The sequence below is a fragment of the Patescibacteria group bacterium genome (genome assembly GCA_018897195.1).
Taxonomy (GTDB): Bacteria; Patescibacteriota; Patescibacteriia; order Patescibacteriales; family UBA12075; genus JAHILH01.
Genome location: JAHILH010000004.1, coordinates 25,355 through 45,600, shown reverse-complemented (window position 1 = coordinate 45,600; position 20,246 = coordinate 25,355). Strand labels below are relative to the sequence as shown.

At 39.0% G+C, this 20,246-nt stretch carries 17 protein-coding genes, 6 tRNA genes and 1 rRNA gene; 16 read left to right on the top strand and 8 right to left on the bottom strand.

From position 1 onward, the window contains the following. Positions 1–10 precede the first annotated feature (10 nt). Complete coding sequence (locus KKD45_03525) at positions 11–577, top strand: acetate uptake transporter (protein ID MBU4309568.1); 567 nt, start codon at positions 11–13, stop codon at positions 575–577. A gap of 70 nt (positions 578–647) precedes the next feature. On the opposite strand, the gene KKD45_03520 is transcribed toward KKD45_03525, so the two are convergent. The 5 genes from KKD45_03520 to rpsP all read right to left on the bottom strand — a co-directional run bounded on the left by KKD45_03520 (position 648) and on the right by rpsP (position 3,205). Next, positions 648–721, bottom strand: a tRNA-Asp gene (locus KKD45_03520). A gap of 96 nt (positions 722–817) precedes the next feature. After that, entirely contained in the window at positions 818–1,387 is a 570-nt protein-coding gene (locus KKD45_03515) for a 3D domain-containing protein (GenBank protein MBU4309567.1), read from the bottom strand. 163 nt (positions 1,388–1,550) lie between these two features. Further along, on the bottom strand, positions 1,551–2,225 hold the full coding sequence (trmD, locus tag KKD45_03510) for a tRNA (guanosine(37)-N1)-methyltransferase TrmD (GenBank protein MBU4309566.1): 675 nt from the start codon (positions 2,223–2,225) through the stop codon (positions 1,551–1,553). 211 nt (positions 2,226–2,436) lie between these two features. Then, a complete protein-coding gene (locus KKD45_03505; protein MBU4309565.1) occupies positions 2,437–2,787 on the bottom strand; it encodes a KH domain-containing protein in 351 nt (116 codons plus the stop codon). Between the two features lie 124 nt (positions 2,788–2,911). Continuing rightward, positions 2,912–3,205 carry a 30S ribosomal protein S16 gene (rpsP, locus tag KKD45_03500; protein MBU4309564.1) on the bottom strand — a complete coding sequence of 98 codons (294 nt, stop codon included), beginning with the start codon at positions 3,203–3,205 and terminating at the stop codon, positions 2,912–2,914. Positions 3,206–3,537: 332 nt separating this feature from the next. Here rpsP and KKD45_03495 point away from each other — a divergent pair, with 332 nt between their 5' ends. The 14 genes from KKD45_03495 (at position 3,538) to KKD45_03430 (ending at position 16,446) form a co-directional block, all read left to right on the top strand. Then, entirely contained in the window at positions 3,538–3,858 is a 321-nt protein-coding gene (locus KKD45_03495) for a hypothetical protein (protein ID MBU4309563.1), read from the top strand. Between the two features lie 497 nt (positions 3,859–4,355). Beyond that, positions 4,356–5,839, top strand: a 16S ribosomal RNA gene (locus KKD45_03490). A 378-nt stretch (positions 5,840–6,217) separates the two neighbouring features. After that, positions 6,218–6,291 (top strand) — tRNA-Ile (locus tag KKD45_03485). A 33-nt stretch (positions 6,292–6,324) separates the two neighbouring features. After that, positions 6,325–6,396, top strand: a tRNA-Phe gene (locus KKD45_03480). A gap of 16 nt (positions 6,397–6,412) precedes the next feature. Further along, positions 6,413–6,485 (top strand) — tRNA-Met (locus KKD45_03475). 31 nt (positions 6,486–6,516) lie between these two features. Further along, a tRNA-Pro gene (locus tag KKD45_03470) sits at positions 6,517–6,588 on the top strand. Positions 6,589–6,609: 21 nt separating this feature from the next. Further along, positions 6,610–6,681, top strand: a tRNA-Gly gene (locus KKD45_03465). A 166-nt stretch (positions 6,682–6,847) separates the two neighbouring features. Beyond that, entirely contained in the window at positions 6,848–7,450 is a 603-nt protein-coding gene (locus tag KKD45_03460; protein MBU4309562.1) for a hypothetical protein, read from the top strand. A 212-nt stretch (positions 7,451–7,662) separates the two neighbouring features. Then, positions 7,663–7,965, top strand: a complete 303-nt coding sequence (locus KKD45_03455; GenBank protein ID MBU4309561.1) for a hypothetical protein — start codon at positions 7,663–7,665, stop codon at positions 7,963–7,965. Between the two features lie 501 nt (positions 7,966–8,466). Next, positions 8,467–9,807, top strand: a complete 1,341-nt coding sequence (locus KKD45_03450; GenBank protein ID MBU4309560.1) for a PhoH family protein — start codon at positions 8,467–8,469, stop codon at positions 9,805–9,807. A gap of 122 nt (positions 9,808–9,929) precedes the next feature. After that, positions 9,930–12,647: an AAA family ATPase gene (locus KKD45_03445; GenBank protein MBU4309559.1), complete on the top strand. Its 2,718-nt coding sequence runs from the start codon at positions 9,930–9,932 to the stop codon at positions 12,645–12,647. A 116-nt stretch (positions 12,648–12,763) separates the two neighbouring features. Then, entirely contained in the window at positions 12,764–13,399 is a 636-nt protein-coding gene (locus KKD45_03440; protein MBU4309558.1) for a hypothetical protein, read from the top strand. 110 nt (positions 13,400–13,509) lie between these two features. Then, positions 13,510–14,829 carry an insulinase family protein gene (locus tag KKD45_03435; GenBank protein ID MBU4309557.1) on the top strand — a complete coding sequence of 440 codons (1,320 nt, stop codon included), beginning with the start codon at positions 13,510–13,512 and terminating at the stop codon, positions 14,827–14,829. Positions 14,830–15,300: 471 nt separating this feature from the next. Next, positions 15,301–16,446 carry a S1 RNA-binding domain-containing protein gene (locus KKD45_03430; protein MBU4309556.1) on the top strand — a complete coding sequence of 382 codons (1,146 nt, stop codon included), beginning with the start codon at positions 15,301–15,303 and terminating at the stop codon, positions 16,444–16,446. Between the two features lie 101 nt (positions 16,447–16,547). On the opposite strand, the gene KKD45_03425 is transcribed toward KKD45_03430, so the two are convergent. Next, positions 16,548–16,832: a hypothetical protein gene (locus tag KKD45_03425; protein ID MBU4309555.1), complete on the bottom strand. Its 285-nt coding sequence runs from the start codon at positions 16,830–16,832 to the stop codon at positions 16,548–16,550. A gap of 226 nt (positions 16,833–17,058) precedes the next feature. On the opposite strand from KKD45_03425, the gene KKD45_03420 reads away from it, so the two are divergent. Continuing rightward, the gene (locus KKD45_03420) at positions 17,059–18,483 is read left to right on the top strand and encodes a DEAD/DEAH box helicase (protein MBU4309554.1); all 1,425 of its coding nucleotides are present in this window, start codon (positions 17,059–17,061) and stop codon (positions 18,481–18,483) included. A 29-nt stretch (positions 18,484–18,512) separates the two neighbouring features. Here KKD45_03420 and KKD45_03415 read toward each other — a convergent pair whose 3' ends face one another. After that, positions 18,513–19,079, bottom strand: a complete 567-nt coding sequence (locus KKD45_03415; GenBank protein ID MBU4309553.1) for a guanylate kinase — start codon at positions 19,077–19,079, stop codon at positions 18,513–18,515. Positions 19,080–19,244: 165 nt separating this feature from the next. Then, positions 19,245–20,222, bottom strand: coding sequence for an RluA family pseudouridine synthase (locus KKD45_03410; protein MBU4309552.1), 978 nt, complete (start codon positions 20,220–20,222; stop codon positions 19,245–19,247). Positions 20,223–20,246: the final 24 nt, after the last annotated feature.

Sequence of the window (20,246 nt, the reverse complement as noted above, 5' to 3'; positions counted from 1 at the left end):
ATATTTTTTTATGACTCTTCCAAAAGGTTTAATTAATGCCGCTAATCCAGCGCCTTTGGGCTTGTTAGGATTCGGCATGACAACAGTTTTGTTAAACATGCATAACGCGGCCTTCTTTTCGATGGACGGCATGATCCTCGCGATGGGTGTCTTTTATGGTGGCATCGCGCAAATTATTGCTGGTATTTTGGAATGGCGTAAGCAAAATACTTTTGGTATGACGGCGTTTACTTCTTATGGTTTGTTCTGGTTGTCTTTAGTGGGAATTATTGTCTTGCCAGCCGCTGGCCTAGCTTCTAAGCCTGAGCCAAGCGCTATGGCTGCTTATTTGTTTATGTGGGGTCTTTTTACGGCGGTGATGTATGTCGCGACTTTAAAACTGGGCAAAGGGTTGCAAATCGTTTTTGCACTTTTAACAATTTTGTTTATGTTGTTGGCCTTGGGTGATATTACTGGAATTACTTTGATTACTAGAATTGCTGGCTACGAAGGAATTGTTTGTGGTTTTTCGGCTATCTATTTAGCTTCCGCGGAAATTCTTAATGAGGTTTACGATAAAAAAATATTGCCGATGTAAATTAGAAAATTATATAAAATAAAAAAAAGAAGCACTAATGCTTCTTTTTTTTGAGCTTAAATATTCTTAGCGGAGCGGACGGGACTCGAACCCGCGACCTCTGCCGTGACAGGGCAGCGCTCTAACCAGCTGAGCTACCGCTCCGCCAAAAATACTTCTTATAACAAAAAATAACAATCGTTTTCCAACTGTTATAATTTGATATTAATATATTTCAAGAAATAAGTCAATATTAGGTTTTTACTCCAATATTTCAATTTTAGCGACCTTAAAACCAAACTTGATAGCCTGTTTTTTGTCTTTCATCCAAATATCTACTCGGTCTGGATATCTTCTATTCATACGATCACGAACGATAAAAACACGATCGCCGTATAATTCCGGAATTTTTACTTTTGTGCCAAACTTAAGAAAGTTAGCCGCAATCGTATCTTCAACGTTGTGTTTGCAAACATTGAAGCCATTGGCGGTAATACAGGGCGAAGCATCACATTGGGCTACCTCGGAGGTGTAGGCGGTCATTTCATGAAACTCTGTTTTGGCTTTTGCTACGTCTTTATTATTTGGCAATTTGCCAGTAAAATTGCTAGTATCATCAACTAAAACATCTTTAATTAGATCAAGTGAATTATTAATTTCTTCTAATAGACCACTTTCTTGTGTCTTGGGGTTAATTTCAGCGGCCAAAATTGGCACTGGAAATAACGCAAAGTCAAAGAAGGTGATGAAAATAAGTGACAGAATAATTTTGTCTGCTAAAAAAGAGGGGATTATAGATTTTTTTCTAAAAATAGGAAATTCTGATTTCATTAAATGCAATGTTTGTGCAAGAGCAAAGACTAGACCGCGTATAGCGAGGAGTTTTTGTTCTGCCTTAATAAAAATCTCTATTTAATAAAAATAAAGATTAACATTGCATTGTAGCAGGTAATTAAAAAGTTGTCAAGGGGCAAATAGGGCTTATTGGCTAATATTAGTTATTTGAAGGCTTCTTTTTTTTCATGTTTTCGCGCCATTCTTGGATTTTTTTGTGATTTCCTGACAATAATATCTCTGGAACGGTATATTCCTTATTGCCGACCTTAAAGATTTCTGGCTTGGTATATTGGGGGTATTCAAGGACGCCAGGAATGGAATGGGACTCATCAATGGCGCTAAATTCATTACCGAGTACGCCAGGCAAGAGTCGAGTAACAGAATCAACGATGGTCATGGCTCCAATTTCACCGCCGGTTAGTACAAAATCGCCAATAGAGATTTCTTCATCGATAAACTCTAGGATGCGTTGATCAACACCTTCATAGCGACCGCAAATCATGGTGATATTTTCTAATTCCGCAAATTCTTGAGCGACTTGTTGAGTCCAGCGTCGCCCCTTGGCAGAGAGGAGAATAGTTCTTGATTTAGGTGTTTTAATTTCTGATTTAACGGACTCTAACGCCTTGTAAAGTGGCTCAATCATCATAACCATACCGGCGCCGCCACTGTATGGTGTGTCATCGACAGTTTTGTGCTTGTCGGTGGTGTAATCACGCAAGGCGTGTGTTTTAATGTTGATTATACCCTTGTCTTGTGCGCGTTTAATAATTGATTCGTTGAAATAGGAATCGAACATGCCTGGGAAAATTGTGATTATATTGTAGTTCATATATATATTTTAGGTAGTAAATAATTTCTTGTTATCCTGGAGCGAAGCGATAGGATCTTCGACTACGTAAAAAACGTACAAAGCGGAAGATTCTATCACTACACTTCGTTTCGTTCCAGAATGACAGTAAATTAATGCTTTAATTAAGTTAATAAACAAAAAGCCACGACTTGTAAGTTGTGGCTTTTTGGATATGTGATTTTGTTGATAATTAAATCTTGAAATCGTCTACGCTTGAAGTATCAATCTCTTCTGAAGATCTTCTTGGAGCGTCATTTGACTCTCTTTCAAATCTTGGTCCTCTTGTTGAGCCTTCTGGTTCGTTAATTTTCAAATTAACTCTTGAATTGTTCTTAGCGCCTACAATCTTTAACAAAGTTCTAATTGCTTGAGCTGTTTGTCCTCTTCGTCCGATTACATAACCCATGTCTGCTGGATCGATGTTTAAAGTCAAAAGCACACCTCTTTCGTCAACTGTTCTTTCAACAGCTACCTTGTCAGGATTTGCAACAATGGACTTTACGATAAACTCCAAAAAATCTTTGTCTGTAACTTCGTTCATACTTTTTTCCTCTCAATAATGATAATGTATAATACCTATTAATCATTTTTGAAAGAGCTTTTAATTATAAATACCTAAAATAGGATATACTTAATTATGACACAAAATAAAAATTTGTCAACTTTTATTTTTTAGCCGCTTCGTCCTTTTTTTTGCCTGGTTTTGAAGCTGTTACTTTTTTACCTTCAACAATTTTGGCACCAACCAATAGATTGTTCACAGTCGCAGTCATCTGCGCACCCTTACTAATCCAGTAGTTAATACGTTCACCATTGGTAGTCATTTCCTTTGAATAAGGATTATATGATCCCAAAATTTCCAATGAATCGCCATAGGGATCCTTAGATTTTTCAGAAATAATAAAACGATACATTGGCTTTTTCTTCTTTCCAATTCTTGATAGCTTGATAGTCAGCATACTTTAGTTAAAAAATAAAACAGTTTTGAGCATGTGACGGTGTTTTGTCACCTGTTTTATCTTTTATTTTTTATTTATTTAATATTAAGATAATAGAATTTTTTTAAAGAAAAGTCAAGAGCATGTATGGTTTGTAAATAAGATCATATAAGTTGAGTTGAGTTCAATACCACTTATTCGTTAGTAAAAAAAAATACTTTATCGGTTTTTAGTATCAGCTTATGATTGCGGAGGTGTAATTATTGACATTTTCTAATTTTTATGTTAATATCGTTCGTAGCTATATAATGAGGCAAAATTTATCAGACTAATAATAAATAAAGAGGTTTGTTATGAAGGTAAATAGTGAGGAGTTGTACTTGCGTCATCCGTCTATGATAAGTGCGGATAGAAGATTTTGGTCCTTGGTGTTTTTGTTGGATGATGGCGGGTATCAAATGATCTTAAAATTAAATCAGCAAGCACCGTTTTTCCAAGAAATGATTTGTTGTGATAGAAGGATCGTCCTTCGTGATGGCACGGGCCAGGTATTAATTGAAGGCGTGCTTGATGAGGATGGGGAGTTAGAGGTTTCGTGGACACTTCCCGTAAATCCGTATAACCATTTTTTAATAACGGGTAGCTGTCAGATTGACTACGAACTCGAACCGTAGTTGTTAATGGGAGATGTATTTGAATGAATACCTCTCCCTTTTTATTTTAATTGGTGTAATTTAAAATTTTTTATCCACATAAAATATTTTTTCAAAAAAAGTGCTAATTTTGGGACGTGTTAATTGATTAGTTAATCATTATTTTTTTGTTTAATCAAAGCCAAAAAAACGGAGTGTAGAGATGTTGAAAAAATGGTGATAATAGCTTCTTGACAGGAAACAGCAAATAATATATATTATGAATACGTTTTAAAAAACAAGCATCTTGAATGCGGTAAATTCTAAATAGAGTTTTAATACAGACTCATTTATATCTGAACTGATAGGTCTGTTTTTTATTCGTTTAATCGGAACCTTAACAATTGAATATAAGTTTTGACGCTAACAGGCGTCAATTAACGACCAAAAAATAAAGATTTAATTATCTTCAAATATACGTCAAATCTGTAATATGTCGCCAAGATATATTGCACTTGGATAGCAAACCAAGTAAAAAACTTTTTGAGAGTTTGATCCTGGCTCAGGATGAACGCTGGCGGTATGGCTAAGGCATGCAAGTCTAAAGGTTTACTTCGGTAGACCTTGGCAAACGGGAGAGTAACACATTGATAATCTACCCTGAAGACGAGGATAACCCCGAGAAATTGGGAATAATACTCGATAGTGTACAGTTGATTAATTCTATTGTACTAAAGTTCCAACGCTTCAGGAGGAGTCTATGTCCTATCAGCTTGTTGGTGAGGTAAAAGCTCACCAAGGCTTTGACAGGTAGCGGGTGTGAGAGCATGGCCCGTCTCACTGGGACTGAGAACTGCCCAGACTCCTACGGGAGGCTGCAGTCACGAATCTTCCTCAATGGCCGAAAGGCTGAAGGAGCAATACCGCGTGGTTGATGAAGCCCTTCGGGGTGTAAAAATCTTTTATTAGGGACGAAACAATGACGGTACCTAATGAATAAGGGGCTGCTAACCTCGTGCCAGCAGCAGCGGTAATACGAGGGCCCCAAGCGTTATCCGGATTTATTGGGCGTAAAGGGTCCGTAGGTGGTTTGTAACATCTTCTGTTAAATCCCAAGGCTCAACCTTGGAACCGTGGAAGATATGGACAAACTAGAGGTCGGGAGAGGTAAGCGGAATTGCTGGTGTAGGGGTTAAATCCGTTAATATCAGCAGGAACACCAAATGCGTAGGCAGCTTACTAGAACGATTCTGACACTGAGGGACGAAAGCGTGGGGAGCGAATGGGATTAGATACCCCAGTAGTCCACGCCGTAAACACTGGATGCTAAACATTGGCAGTATCGACCCTGCCAGTGTTGTCTACTTAAGCTAACGCCTTAAGCATCCCGCCTGGGGAGTACGGTCGCAAGACTAAAACTCAAAGGAATAGACGGGGACCCGCACAAGCGGTGGAGTATGTGGTTTAATTCGATAATAAGCGAGGAACCTCACCCAGATTTGACATCTAGCTGCAGACCCCTGGAAACAGGGGAGCCTTCGAGGGTGCTAGACAGGCGCTGCATGGTCGTCGTCAGCTCGTGTCGTGAGATGTACCGTTAAGTCGGAAAACGAGCGCAACCCCTATCCTATGTTTCATGTGTCATAGGAAACTGCCCGCTTTAAGTGGGAGGAAGGCGGGGATGACGTCAGATCAGCATGGTCCTTACATCTGGGGCGACACACGTACTACAATGGGAAGTACAAAGGGACGCCAAACCGCGAGGTGGAGCAAATCCCAAAAAACTTCCCCAAGTTCGGATTGGAGTCTGCAACTCGACTCCATGAAGCTGGAATCGCTAGTAAACGCGCATCAGCCATGGCGCGTTGAATACGTTCTCGGGTCTTGTACTCACCGCCCGTCACATCAAGAGAGTTGGCAATATCCGAATATCGGTGTAAGCCGATAGAAGGTAGGGCTGATAATAGGGATGAAGTCGTAACAAGGCATCCGTAGCGGAAGCTGTGGATGGATCACCTCCTTTCTAGGGAGATTTTCTGCAAATTCGATAGAGTACACGCAGAAAGCGACATTTCTATTAGCTTTTACGAACGTGTAGATTGTAAAAGACGAAATGCTTGATTCCAGAATTTATTTTGGATCAGGATAAAAAAACAAATCCTTGCATCGGTAAGTCGCAAGGTGTTAATTGGCGCCTGTTAGATTCGAAACTGTTTCGTTGTAAGACTAAACGGTTTTTATGGGTCCGTTCTTTCAATTTTTATCAAAAAAGATTGGCTCTGACTTGTTGTTGGAATCAATCTTTTTTGTTATAATGAAACTACCGATAAATCTCCCTCGCCCCGCGGGAGAGGGTTGGGGTGAGGGGCAGTTAGTTGAAAGAATGTCGTATGAAATATACGGGCGATTAGCTCAGTTGGTTAGAGCGCTTCTCTGATAAGGAAGAGGTCGATGGTTCGAATCCATCATCGCCCACATCATGATTGCAAAATAATTTGCAATCAAAGCGCCGGGGTAGCTCAGTGGTAGAGCAAAGGATTGAAAATCCTTGTGTCGAGAGTTCAATCCTCTCCCCCGGCACTCGAATTAAATACATAGCGGGATAGAGCAGTTGGCAGCTCGCCAGGCCCATAACCTGGAGGTCGTTGGTTCAAATCCAACTCCCGCAACTATAAACAGCAAACTTAGTTTGCTGTTTTCCGGGGTGTAGTATATCGGCTCGTACGCATGGTTTGGGACCATGTGGGCTGGGTTCGACTCCCAGCACCCCGACAAGAGTACCGCAGAATACAGGCGGGTATAGTATAAAGGCTAATATGTTGGCCTTCCAAGCCGAAGATAGGGGTTCGATTCCCCTTACCCGCTCAAAATAAAAGAGCCTCGAATATTCGAGGCTCTTTTATTTTGATTCTAATTTTATTTTCATATTTAATGGAGACGCTGTTGACTTTTTATAGTATTTAAGACATAATAGACTCATTAAAATAATAATTATTTTATAAATTCAGTTCTTTATAAAAGGAGAAAGCATATGCCGGCCTCTATTGATTTTGTTGAAAAATTTTTACTGGAGCGTCAAGTGTCAGCGAGAAAATATCAGGAGATTATGTTGCAGCTTAAGAAGTTCAGCACTGCGAATTTGGTTTTGAGTGATCAGGATTTAATGATTGTTCTTGAAGACATGGCCCCCGATTTAATTGAGGAGGCTAAAAAAAACGAAGAGGGTAATTGCTTGCCTAGAAGTATTTATCCTGTCCGAGATTACATCCCCAAGTTGCAACTTTTTTTTATTGATGAACAGTCTTGGTGGTCTCGATTATTAAGTGAGGCAAGACAGATAATGGTTGTTGCTCAGCAAATTCCCAATGGAACGTACCCGCCTAAATCAGCGGAAAGGGTAGATGTGAAGATTTATGAGAACAGAATATTGGTTTACTCGGTCCAAGTTATGGTGGAAGAAATGCTTATTGGTTATGGTTCGTTGATTTTGGCAGTTTCTGGATATGTTAAAACCTTACGAAAAAGAAGACAAAGGCGGGCAAAAAAGATTTTGATTAAGTTTTGCGATAATTTTTTTAGCCAAGAAAACTTGGCAAAAGCTGCTCACCTGGAGGCTTTACGAAGAGAGAAGTAAGTTGAAAAATAAATGTGTCCCCCTATTTGCGCAAGAATAGGGGGATTTTTTTAAATAAAAATAAATTTGCCTCAGATTTGAAATTGGAAAAGATGGCAGCATTGTCATGGCGAAGTTATCCACATTGACACTTTTGCTAATATTTGCTATACTACTTATAGACATTAAAAATAAATGTCCCCAAAATAAAAACAAAAATAAAAAAATCAAAAATGACACATCCAATTACACTGAAAACCAGTGGTTTTAATTTAAACCATGTTGGTTGGAAGTATTACAACACAATAAAAAAGAAAGCAATGGAGCAGGAGTTCAGCTGGGCTGGACTTGCACTTAGTTTGTCCATTGCTTTTTTTGTTGTCTTTTCAACGGCGGTTATTTTGAACTTGGTAAACAAGTCATTTGAACAGACTAGAAATGCCGGTGTTAGAACTATTTATCGATTGGAGGCAAAAAGCGAATATTTACAAGGGGGATTGCATAGTATTAGCAGTTCGCCTTTTTTTAGTTGTTAATTTTAGTTTAAGAATATAAAAATAAGAAATAAAGAAATTTATTTTTCATTCTTGTATTTTTACAAGATAAAAAATGCTATGTATTAGCATTAATACAAACGTTCTTTTCAAAAAATACTGATCGAAAGATCTAATATTTAGTCTCTAAACATCAGAGCCTTCCATCAGTTATCACTATCACAAGCTGTGTCCTTTTTGGCGCAAATAAAAAAAATAACCAAAACGGACACAGCTCTCTTTCTTACTTTGTCGCTTCAAGCGGCGGAGTGAGCATGGGGATAAAAAACAAAAACACCGCTGAACTCTTTATAGGCGGTGTTTTTGATTAGAAAATTGAAGAAAATTAGTCCGGTGCGACTGATTGACATTTCAGAGGGTTGTGCTAATTTTTAGGTAGTTAAAATAGCCGTTCTTTGAAATAAAATTTAACCAAAAGAGGTGATAATCAAGTTGTTATTAATCCAAAACTTTTTAATCCTTGTGTATTAAAAAGGAGACAAAATGGTCAAAATTTATATTTTGGACGGCGGTGTTTTACGTCATTGTCCAGATGTGTTTGGGTATTTCGAGGATAATGACATTGTTGTGCCGATATCCGTAATTGAAGGTTTAAATGCATACAAGGATGGCTCAGAGCAAGAAAACTACAACGTTAGAAAGGTGATGAGGTTTCTTAATAAATTAATCACGAAAAAAGGAAGCTTTAAAAAGGGTGTTAAAACTCCAGGAGGTGGGTCAATAAGAATTGAGGTTAATCGTAAAAATGTTATTAATGCCGCGCCCATGGGCGTTGATTTTGATGACCCGAAGCATAGAATCTTGGCGGTGGCCTATAATCTTTCTTTTACCAAGAGGGGCAACAGAAGAAAAGGAAAAAAAGTCATTTTGGTCTCTAAGGATATAAATTTGAGACTTAAAGCGAATAGCTATGGTATTCTTGCTCAAGATTTCGAAGGTGACAAAAGTAAAATTGTTGATCAGCACGATGGTATTGAAAGGGTAACCGTGAGCGAGAATCTTTTTGGTGCAGTTTTGGCGGGTGAGACGAATGAGGCTAAGTTGCCAAATCTTCAGGCGAATGAATTTCTAGAAATGGACTGTCGTTCGCTCGAGATGAAGGTTTTAATGCGAAAAAAGAATGGTGCATTGGTTAAAATGCCAGAAATAAGAGATTTGTATGGCATAAAGCCTAGAAATCAGGAGCAGAAATATTGTTTTGACTTGCTAACTGATCCTGCCGTTCAGGTAATGACAATGGCTGGTCCAGCTGGAACTGGTAAAACGTTCTTGGCGCTAATTGCTGGTTTGGAATTATCCGGACCCAATAAGCTCTATGACGGTATTATTGTCTGGCGGGCAGTCATGCCAGTTGGCAAAGACATTGGCTATTTGCCCGGAAGCAAGGATGAGAAAATTTTGCCATGGATGAAACCCATTTATGACAATCTGCAAGCCATTGTTAGTGAAAAAAATAAAAAAGGTATCCCTTATGAAAAAGGGACAATTGAGGCACAAGTAGAGCGTCTACTTAAAACAGTTATTAGTCTTGAGGTTTTATCTTTTATTCGCGGGCGGTCTATCCGAAGGCAATTTATTATTGTTGATGAGACGCAAAATTTAACACCTCATGAAATAAAAACAGTTATTTCACGTGCTGGGGAGGGCACAAAATTTGTTTTAACCGGAGATACCGATCAAATTGATTGTCTTGAGCTCGATGCTTCTAGTAATGGACTTTCTCATGTGGTTAGAAAATTGCGCGGACATAAAATACATGGACATGTTTCTCTGTTAAAAAGTGAAAGGAGTGATTTGGCCACTGTCGCGGTTAAATATTTATAAAAATTTTCAAAGCCTTAGATTAAAACCTGAGGCTTTTATATTTTTGGAAAACATTGTATAATGTAAACAGCTGAAAACTAGATAACTAGACAACTAAAAATGGTTGTTTTTTCATTTTTTATATGTATTTAGAAAAATTAGAGATTCACGGATTTAAGTCTTTTGCTCAGAAGACGGTTTTGGCGTTTCCGGGGATGTTGCCGGATGCGAAGCAGGGTTTGACGGGGATCGTCGGGCCGAATGGTTCGGGCAAGTCCAATATTTCCGATGCGGTGCGTTGGGTGTTGGGTGAGCAGAGTTTGAAATCATTGCGCGGGAAGAAGGCGGAGGATGTGATTTTTGCTGGTACTGAGAAAAAAGGACAACTGGGCATGGCCGAGGTTTCTTTATTTTTGAATAACAGTGAGAAGAAAGCGCCGATTGATTATACCAATCTGGTGATTACACGCCGGATTTATCGGGACGGTAATAGTGAATATTTATTGAATAATACTAAAGTTCGTTTGTTGGACGTGCAGATGTTGTTGGCGAAGGCGAACGTCGGGCAGAAGACTTATAGTGTTGTAGGACAGGGAACCGTTGATGGTTTTTTAAATAGTTCTCTTGCTGATCGCAAGGAGTTTTTTGATGAAGCAACAGGCGTGAAGCAATATCAGATTAAGCGTGATGCCTCTTTGAATAAATTGCGTTCGAGTTATGATAATCTTGTGCAGGCGCAGATGTTGTTGGCGGAGATTGAGCCACGCTTGGCTAGTCTAACACGACAGGTGAATAAACTACGCAAGCGCGGTGACTTGGAAAAAGAATTGCGGGCTTTACAATTGGTGCATTACAGTAATTTGTGGCATGCGAATAATGATAAGTTGAGAGAATATAATCAAGCCTTTTTAGAATTGGAAAATATTAAACAGGACAAGGATAATAAACTAAACTCTTTGAACAAGGAGTTGGAAAAATTTGAGGCAGTAACGAATGAAGAGAATGAGTATGAGCAATTACAGCGCGACTTGAATAAGGAGATGTCGGTAAAAGGGAATTTGGAACGCGAACTAGCGCGCGTGAATGCGCAATTGGAGGTCAGATTGGAAGCGGCGGGTAAATTTGATTTGTCATTTTTGTTGACCAAGAAAGAAGAGATTGCGAAGGAGCTAAAAGTGGTAAATGAGGAAATGATTTCGTTGGGCAATAGTGTGAGCCATGACACTGGACAGGGTGAGGAGTTGTATTTGGAATTAAAAAAACAAGAAGAAAAAATTAAGGAACAAAATAAAATTATCATTGAAGTCGGTCGCAGTAATCAGCAAACACCGCCGAAGCACATTATTAGCTTAAATGAGCGTTTTGATGAGGTTTTGAAAAAATTAAACGTAGCCAAGGAGTTGAATGAGTTGACAGTGATCCGCGAGATTTTGGCAGAGATTTATCAAGAAGTGGAAGAGATTTTTAATGAATCAAGGGGTAAATCGCAAAACCATATTCAAGAAACTGCTTCGGTTAATGAAAATTGGCAAGCAGCACATTTGGATTTACAAAACTTGATTGACGAAAAGGAAGCGATTATTGTGCGTATCAACGAAAACAATTTACGCATTGGAGCACGCACGGAGCGCGTTAAATTATTGAAAGAAAAGGTGGGATCAATGGAGAGTGAATTAAAGATGGTTGAGTCTAAAATTAAACAGAACTCCGAACATTTTGATTTTGAGGGCGTGAAAGAAGAACAGGATAAATTGCGAGTGAACATTGATAAAATTGAAGAGACGGTTTTGGCCTTAAAAAATCGGATTGGCAAGATTAGCCGTGAAGAAGAAGAGAAGCGTAAGAAACTTTTGGCTTTGCAAAAAGACATTCATGAAGCACAAATGGAAATTAATTCCCTGGGAGCGCGTTTGAACGAGACGAGTATCCAAGCGGCGCGTTTTGAAACACGCTTGGAAAGCTTGGAGGCCGAAATTCGCGATGAGCTGCAGGGCTTGAAGGAGATTAAGGATGGCACGCACTTGGATCAGGCAATGAGTGAGAATGTTTTAAAGGAAAAGATTAATCAAATTAAAAAACAATTAGAAACGATTGGTGGTATTGATCCGCAAATCGAAGATGAATACAAAGAGACCAAGGATCGCTATGATTATTTAAAAGAGCAGGCTGATGATTTGGATAAGGCAATTGATTCTTTGGAAAAAATTATAATCGAGTTGGATAAGACGATTAAAGAGAAGTTTGATCGTGAGTTTAATTTGATTGCAAAAAAGTTTGAGGAATATTTTAAGATATTGTTTAATGGAGGCACGGCCAAGATTGAGAAGGTGATTGAAGATTTTGAGGAGAAGAGCGTAGTTGATGAAGTACAGACCGAGCTTAACGAAGATGGTGTTGAGGTTGCCGTCAAAAAAGAGAAGGTTAAAAATGTGAGTGGTGTATCAGCTGGCTTTGCAGATCCGCAGAAAATTAAATTTTTACAAAAGCATAATTCTACCGGATTAGCTGGCATTGAAATAAATGCTTGTCCACCGGGAAAAAAGATTAGCTCTGTCTCAATGTTGTCTGGTGGTGAAAAAGCTTTGACCGCTATTGCTTTGATTAGTGCGATTATCAGCAACAACCCCTCACCCTTTGTTTTCTTGGATGAAGTGGATGCGGCCTTGGATGAGGCCAACTCAGAACGCTTGGCAAAAATTTTGGATGACTTGGCAGACAAGACACAGTTTATTGTTATTACGCATAATCGTGCTTCAATGAAGAGAGCGAGTGTTTTGTATGGAGTGACTATGGGTGATGACGGCGTGTCGAAGTTGTTAAGCGTGAAGATTGACGATGTTGTCAATAAAGCAAGATATTAGTTTGTTTAAATATTAAAATAAAATATATGGGTTTGTTTCCAGTTTTTTTCCTCTTAATCGTTGGCGGCTTATTAGCTGTTTGGGTTTATGGTAAAATGCAATAAAATAAAAATTTTATGCTAGAACAGTTTCAGAAGATTGTTAATCTAAAAGACCAGTCTAATAAGCAGGCCGCTTTTGTGTTGCCAAAAAACGGGAAGGCACGCCGACCAGAAAAATTCTTGACCGGCAACAATGAAACCGTTCAGGCAAAGGCGATTGAATGGATGTTTAGGGATAGAGAGGGTGATGGTGAAAATAGTTTACATAAGATTATTCGCGCTGGTAAAAATTATGACGCTTTACTGTGGAGGATTGGGGCCGTCATTTTGGGATTGATTGTCATAATTATTTTGTTTTCTGTTTTTTCTCATAGGGGAAAAAAGCCAGTCGTGGTCAGTGAAGAGAAAAAAGCGATGTGGTCGGCTATTGTCTTGGTAAATGGGGAGGTGTACTATGGCTTAATTGCTGATAAAGATAAAAATCCGGTTGAGATTGCCAACGTTTATTATGATTATGACCAAGCTAGCAACAAGGCAACTACTACCGATAATAAAGAGGCTGGCAGTCTACGTTTGGTTAAAAGAGGTAAAGAGTCATATGGCCCAGATGGTTCAATGACAATTTATCAAACACAGGTTAAATATATTGAGATACTAAAGGAGGATTCGAAGGTGTTAAAGGCGATACTTGACCATGAAGAAATTAAGTAGGATATAATTTTGAATTTTCAATTTTGAATGAATGAGAAATTTTAAATTTCAAAAATTAAGTAATTAAAAATTGATTCAAAATTCAAAATTTGAAATTAAAAATTCTTTATATGCATACATTAAAAACACTTTCAAACGGCGTGCGTCTATTAACCGCACCAATGCGTGGCACTCAGACGGCCACGATTTTAATTATGGTCGGAACCGGTTCAAAATATGAACATCGTAAAAATAGCGGTATCTCACATTTTTTGGAACATATGTTTTTTAAGGGCACAACTAAACGACCGACAGCACTGGCTGTTTCTTCAGAGTTGGATGGCATCGGGGCGGAGTTTAATGCTTTTACCGGCAAAGAGTATACTGGGTATTGGATCAAGGCAGACAGTTCGAAATTTGATAAGGCCTTGGATGTGTTATCAGATATGTTGTTGAATTCAAAATTCGACGAAGAGGAAATTAATCGGGAGAAGGGTGTGATTATCGAAGAATATAATATGTATGAAGATAATCCAATGATGCATATTGAGGATATTTTTGAACGCGTATTGTATGAGGATACACCAGCGGGTTGGGACACAATTGGATTTAAAGATAATATCTTGAGATTTAATCGTGAAGATTTTACCAGTTATTTTAATTCGCAATATGCACCGAAAAACATTACAGTTTGCGTGGTTGGTAATTTGAAGAATAGCAAAGAGATGGTGGCGAAGGTGACTCGTATTTTTAATTCTCCGGAATTAAACAAGCGTGGCGAGGACTTTCAGGAAAAAGTGGCGGTCGTGGAAAAACAAAGCAAGCCACAATGTTTGGTGGAATATAAAAAAACCGATCAAGCGCATTTTTCTTTGGGAGTACGCACTTATGCTTATGGCAATAAGAAAAAAGCGATTTTAAAAATGCTGTCTTTGATTTTGGGCGGTTCAATGAGCTCACGTTTATTTATTAACTTGCGTGAACGTAATGGCCTCGCTTATTATGTGCACGCGGATGGCGAGACTTATTCGGACTGTGGTTATCTGACAACGCGCGCCGGTGTGCCCACTGCGAAGTTGAATGAGGCGATTAAGATTGTCTTACAAGAATATCGCAAGATGAAAAATGAATTGGTCACGGCTGAAGAATTAAAGCGCGCCAAGGATATGATTGTTGGTCGCATGGCGATTCAAATGGAAGGCTCAGACAACGTGGCGACTTGGTACTCACGACAATTGGTGATGGAATCAACTGTGAGTCGCACGAAAAAGAAAAAATTTGACGATAAAAATATTTCTAACCATGAAGACTATTTGAAAGAAATTTTGAAAGTAAAAGCGAGTGATATTCAGAAAGTGGCGCAGGAGATTTTTGTGAATGGTGGTTTGAATATGGCGGTGATTGGTCCGTATAAAAATGATAAGGAGATTAGGGGCTTGTTGAAAATATAATTCCCTAGAAATAAAAAACCCGCCGACTTACTTTGTTTAGTAAGTGGCGGGTTGATGTAGCGCGAGGGTTTATTTTTTCGCGCTTTTTTTGGCGGATTTCTTCCTGGGAGTGATTACCTGGTTTTTCAGGAACTCTTTCTTTGCGAAATCGGCGCCTACTGCTTTTGAATTCTTCATATCCTGCTCCTTTTGAGATGAGTTTGTAAAGATTCTTTTTATTTAATGAACTATATATATCATACACCATTATTGAATATTTGTCAAGTAGTCTAATTTTCGCCAACTATTGACTAGTTTTAAAATTTATTATATACTAATTTTACATTTAAATATACTGCCTTTTATAAAACCCTTTGGATGTGGCAGCGAGGGGACTTCTGGAGCATTTATTAGTGTCAGGGGTTAAAATGCCTTTTTTTATTTGAGTTTTTTGTTTAAAATTACACAATAATTAAAAGCGTTTATATATTTATGACTGACGACAAAAAAATGCAAGATGATTTTGAGGCGATGTTGAGCCAAAATGAATTTGCAGCACCACAGGTTGGTGAATTGATTAAAGGTGAAGTTGTTTCTGCTTCTCGAGCGGAGGTAAAATTGGACATCAATGGTTATTTGATTGGTGTTGTGCGTGGCCCAGAGCTTTATGAAGAAGATGAAGATTATGCAAATTTGAAACCGGGCGACATTATTGAAGCAACTGTAATTGAAGGTGAAAATGAGAATGGCGAGCTAGAACTTTCATTCCGTTTTGCTGGTCAAGAAAAAGCGTGGCTTGGCTTGCGTCAAGCATATGAAGATAAATCTAATGTTAAAGTTAGAATTATTGATGCGAACAAGGGTGGTCTTTTGGTTAAGTACCGACAGATTTCTGGATTTTTACCTGTGTCACAATTGGCACCAGAAAATTATCCGAGAATCAATGGTGGTGATAAGAGTAAGATTTTAGAAAAATTAAAATCTTATGTTGGTCGTGATTTTGAGGCTCGCGTAGTAACCTTTAATGAAAAAGAAGACAAGATTATTTTCTCTGAAAAAGAAGCTTGGAACGAAAGACAAAGAGATGTTATTTCTCAATACAGTGTTGGTACTCCAGTTGAGGGCACAATCACTGCAATTACAGACTTTGGTGTCTTTATTAGTTTTGGTGAAAATCTTGAAGGTTTGATCCATATTTCTGAATTAGCTTGGCAGAGAATTGATAATCCAAGTGAACTTTTCAACGTTGGTGATATAATCAAAGCTGAGGTAATCAGCCTTGAAGGTTCAAAGATTTTCTTGAGTGCGAAAAAACTAATGCGTGATCCTTGGGATGGCGTGGCGGAGAAGTATAAGATTGGCCAAGTTATCAAAGGGAAAGTTTTGAAAGTTAATCCATTTGGTTTGTTTGTACAATTAGACAGTGATATTCACGGTCTAGCACACATTAGCCAATTAGGCTTAGCGCCAAAACAACGCGTTAACGATAAATATAAGGTTGACGAGGAGGTTGAATTCACAATCGTATCCGTAGAGCCAAAGGAACATAGATTAGGTTTAGCTGCTATTGGTGTGGAAAGTGTTGAGGTGAAAGAGGAAGAAAAGAAAACAGCTACAAAAGTTGAAGATAAAGAATAAGAAATATTTTCTTTAAAGATGAAAAGCGTTCGCCAATGCGAACGCTTTTTTGTTGGTAAAAAAAATGCCCTCCTTCATTTAATGTGAAGGAAGGCGAGTGTTTATTTTAATTTTTTTTGTCTCGTAATAAAACTTAATTCATTATGATCGTTATTTTGTGATTGGTTTTTGAAAAATATTACAGCTGTGATTAGCAGTAATGCGCCAGCTGTTAACGTTTTGGCAATCGGGTCTGCAATAGTAAGTGCTTCTTGGCTATTGGGTGACAATAGCAAGTCTTGATTTTCGAGTGAAAAATATTTCCACCATGAATGAATTAGCATAATAATGCTAACGATGAATACGGCAATCAGCGGTGTAGCTGCAATAGACTCTCGAGCGGTCATATTTTCCTCCTTTTTGCTTTTTATTTGTTTAGATGATTTTGAACTTTTATTTTATGATGTATTTTTAGCACGAAGAAAAACAGCTGTCAATGATGACTTAGATTTCCAGCCTCTTTACAAATAATCCATTCTGTGCTAGAATAAATGTCTAATCTAAATATATATTGAACTCGAACTTATTTTGTCACATTAGTGCCTGTTTATTAAGCGTCGGGTCACTAAATGAATGACAGAGAACAAAGAAGTGTCTCAGGGTTTTGATACCCTTGGGATTGATTTGAGGATTTTAGAAGTCCTTAATAAAATGGAATTTAAGATACCAACCCCTATTCAGTTGAAATCGATTCCGGTAATTATTACTGAAAAAGATATCGTGGGCATTGCACAGACGGGAACGGGTAAGACCTTGGCCTTTGGTGTGCCGATGTTACAACGTGTTTTGATGAATAGAGGTAATGGCTTAATTATTTTGCCAACCCGCGAGCTAGCGCTTCAGGTTGAAGAAGCTTTATTGGGCATTGGTCGTAGTCTTGGAATTAAAACCGCGGTTTTGATTGGAGGTGCACCAATTTTCCGCCAGATTACCGCTTTGCGTGGTAACCCGCATATTATTATCGCGACTCCTGGTCGTTTGATTGATCATATTAAAAGAAAGTCAGTGAAATTGGACAAGGTGCGGATGTTAGTGATGGATGAAGCAGATTTAATGTTTGACATGGGATTTGCGCCACAGGTTAATGAAATATTGAAAGCCGTGCCGACTGATCGTCAGACTTTGCTGTTTTCAGCAACGATGGCTCCGGAAGTAATTAAGATCGCCACGAAATGTATGAAATTACCGTTGCGGATTGAGGTGGCGCCAGCGGGAACACCAGCGGAGAGCGTGATTCAAGAGATGATTGTTTTGAATGCGGAAGATCGGGCTAAGCAATTAGCGAAAATATTAAATGAATATAAGGGGACTGTGTTAGTGTTTGCGCGAACTAAGCGTGGCGTAAGTGATTTGAGTAAGAAGATTATGGTGATGGGCCATACTTCATCCGAGATTCATTCCAACCGTTCATTAGGACAGCGCAAGATGGCTTTACAAGGTTTCAAAGACGGCAAATTTCGCGTGTTGGTAGCAACTGACATTGCGGCTCGTGGTATTGATGTCAAAGGTATCGAGTTAGTTATTAATTATGACTTACCTGATGACTCAGCTGACTACATTCACCGTATCGGTCGAACCGGTCGGGCTGGTAAGGCGGGACGAGCGATTTCATTCGCAACCCCGAGACAGATTGCAGCGATTCGTTCAATTGAAAAAATTATTCAAAAAAACATTCCCTTGGTTGAATTAGAAAGACTAATTCAGAATCCACCCAAGGAACAAAAGCCAAGCCGTAACCGACGCTCTTCGGGCGTGAATGGTGGTCGCGGTTCATTTAACCGTGGCGGTTCACAAGGTGGTGAGAAGAAGGTCGGAAATTTTAATAAGCCGAAAGAGGGTGCTAGTGCCGGTGGTGGTTTTAATAAAACCAGAGAGCCGAGAGCGGCGACTGGTAATTTTAACAAACCCAGAGAAGCAGGCGGTGAGGCGAGAGGTAAGTCCTTTGGTGGCGCGGTACGCAAATTTAAGCCGAGAGGTGGTGGGTTTGGTAATAGATAAAATTAAGAACTATATAAAAAAAGACTGATTTAGTAATCAGTCTTTTTTGTTTTGATAAATTGAGCAACCTGCTTAATGGATTCAGCCAATTTTCCGTTCTCATTTATTACTTCATAATCATAAATATCGGTGTGTTCAAGCCATTCTTTGGTGTAGGCGATTCTTTCTTGGATGAATTCTTCGGTGACATTATCGCGTCGGCGGATTCTTTCTTCTAGTTGATCCAGGGGGGCATTGATGAAGATGGCTGGCACCTCTGGCATTAATTTTTTGGCAGTCATAACGCCCTTGTATTCGATTTTCCAAAGGCCGACTTTGCCGGAATTTTTGACGCGTTCGATTTCTTCGAAGGTAACGCCGTAGAGATTGTCGTTGTATTGTTGCGCCCATTCGAAGAATTTATTGGCAGCGATATTTTTTTGAAATTCTTCTTTGATGATAAAATAATATGGTTGGCCTTGTGATTCGCCGGGGCGCATGGAGCGGGTGGTGGTAGTAATGACAACTTCAACGGGAAATAATTCTTTGAGGCCGTTGATGATGCTGTCTTCGCCGGCACCGGAAGGACCGGAGATTATGTATAGGTTATTTTGCATATAGATATAAGATGGCTATTAATACTCCCTCGCCACGGCTGGAGAGGGCTGGGGTGAGGGGGCGTCGGAAGATGATTTGTCGTGTGTGGTTAATTTTGTGCACGGAATACTACCTCACCCCGACCCTCTCCTGGCAAGGAGAGGGAGATGTAATGAATAATTTTTTTATTTGACTACTTTCAATAGTTCTTGTAATTCACTTGGTAATTCAATCTGGAAATTTCTTTTCTCTCCTTGTAGGTCTTTAAATTCTAGCTCCACGGCTGTTAGGAAAATTCTTCCTAAATTTATTTTCTTATTCTTCTCACGAGCGACGCGGGTGCTGTATAGTTTGTCGCCGACAATCGGGTGACCGTAGGCGGACATGTGAGTGCGTATTTGGTGCGTGCGGCCGGTTTTGATTCTTACTTTTAATAAGGTGTAATTAACAAATCTAGTCAGGACATTAAATTCAGTATCAGCTGGTTTGCCTTCTGTATTTTTTATGCCTTTTTCCGTGTAAGCCTTGGCCGCCATTTTGAAACCTTTGGAACTGCGGGCGATGGGGAAGTTAATTGTGTCTTCGTCTTTATCGGTTTTGCCGTGAACAAGAGTTATATAAATTTTTTTCGTACGGCGTTTTTTGAATTGTTCTTTGAGATGTTCAAACGCTTCTTGGGTGCGTGCCACGACCATGAGGCCACTCGCTTCCTTATCGAGACGGTGAACGATGCCGGGACGATGTGGGTCATCGCCAACTTTCTTCATTTCCGGATATTTCTCTAATAATAAATCTGCTAAAGTTTTTTCCATGATATGGTCATCACCGTGCGTGATGAGGCCGGCTGGCTTATTGATGATAATAAAGTCGTCATTTTCTTCGATAATTGGAATGTCTTTGATTGTGAAAAAAACTGGCTCTTCACCTTCTTCGGCTACCTTCTTCACCACTTCTTTCTTTTTTTTGTCCATACTGGTAACAACAATCAGGTCGTTGTCTTTGACTTTGTGGTGCGGAGAATCATAAACAACATCATTGATGGTGATGTTGCCGGATTTGATGATTTTTTGGATTTGTGATCTAGTGATATTTTCGAGCTTTTCAGCTAGGAAAACGTCTAGTCTTTTGCTCTCATCTTCTATTTTTGCTAGTATTTTGTTCATTTTGTAATTCACTACCTCACCCCG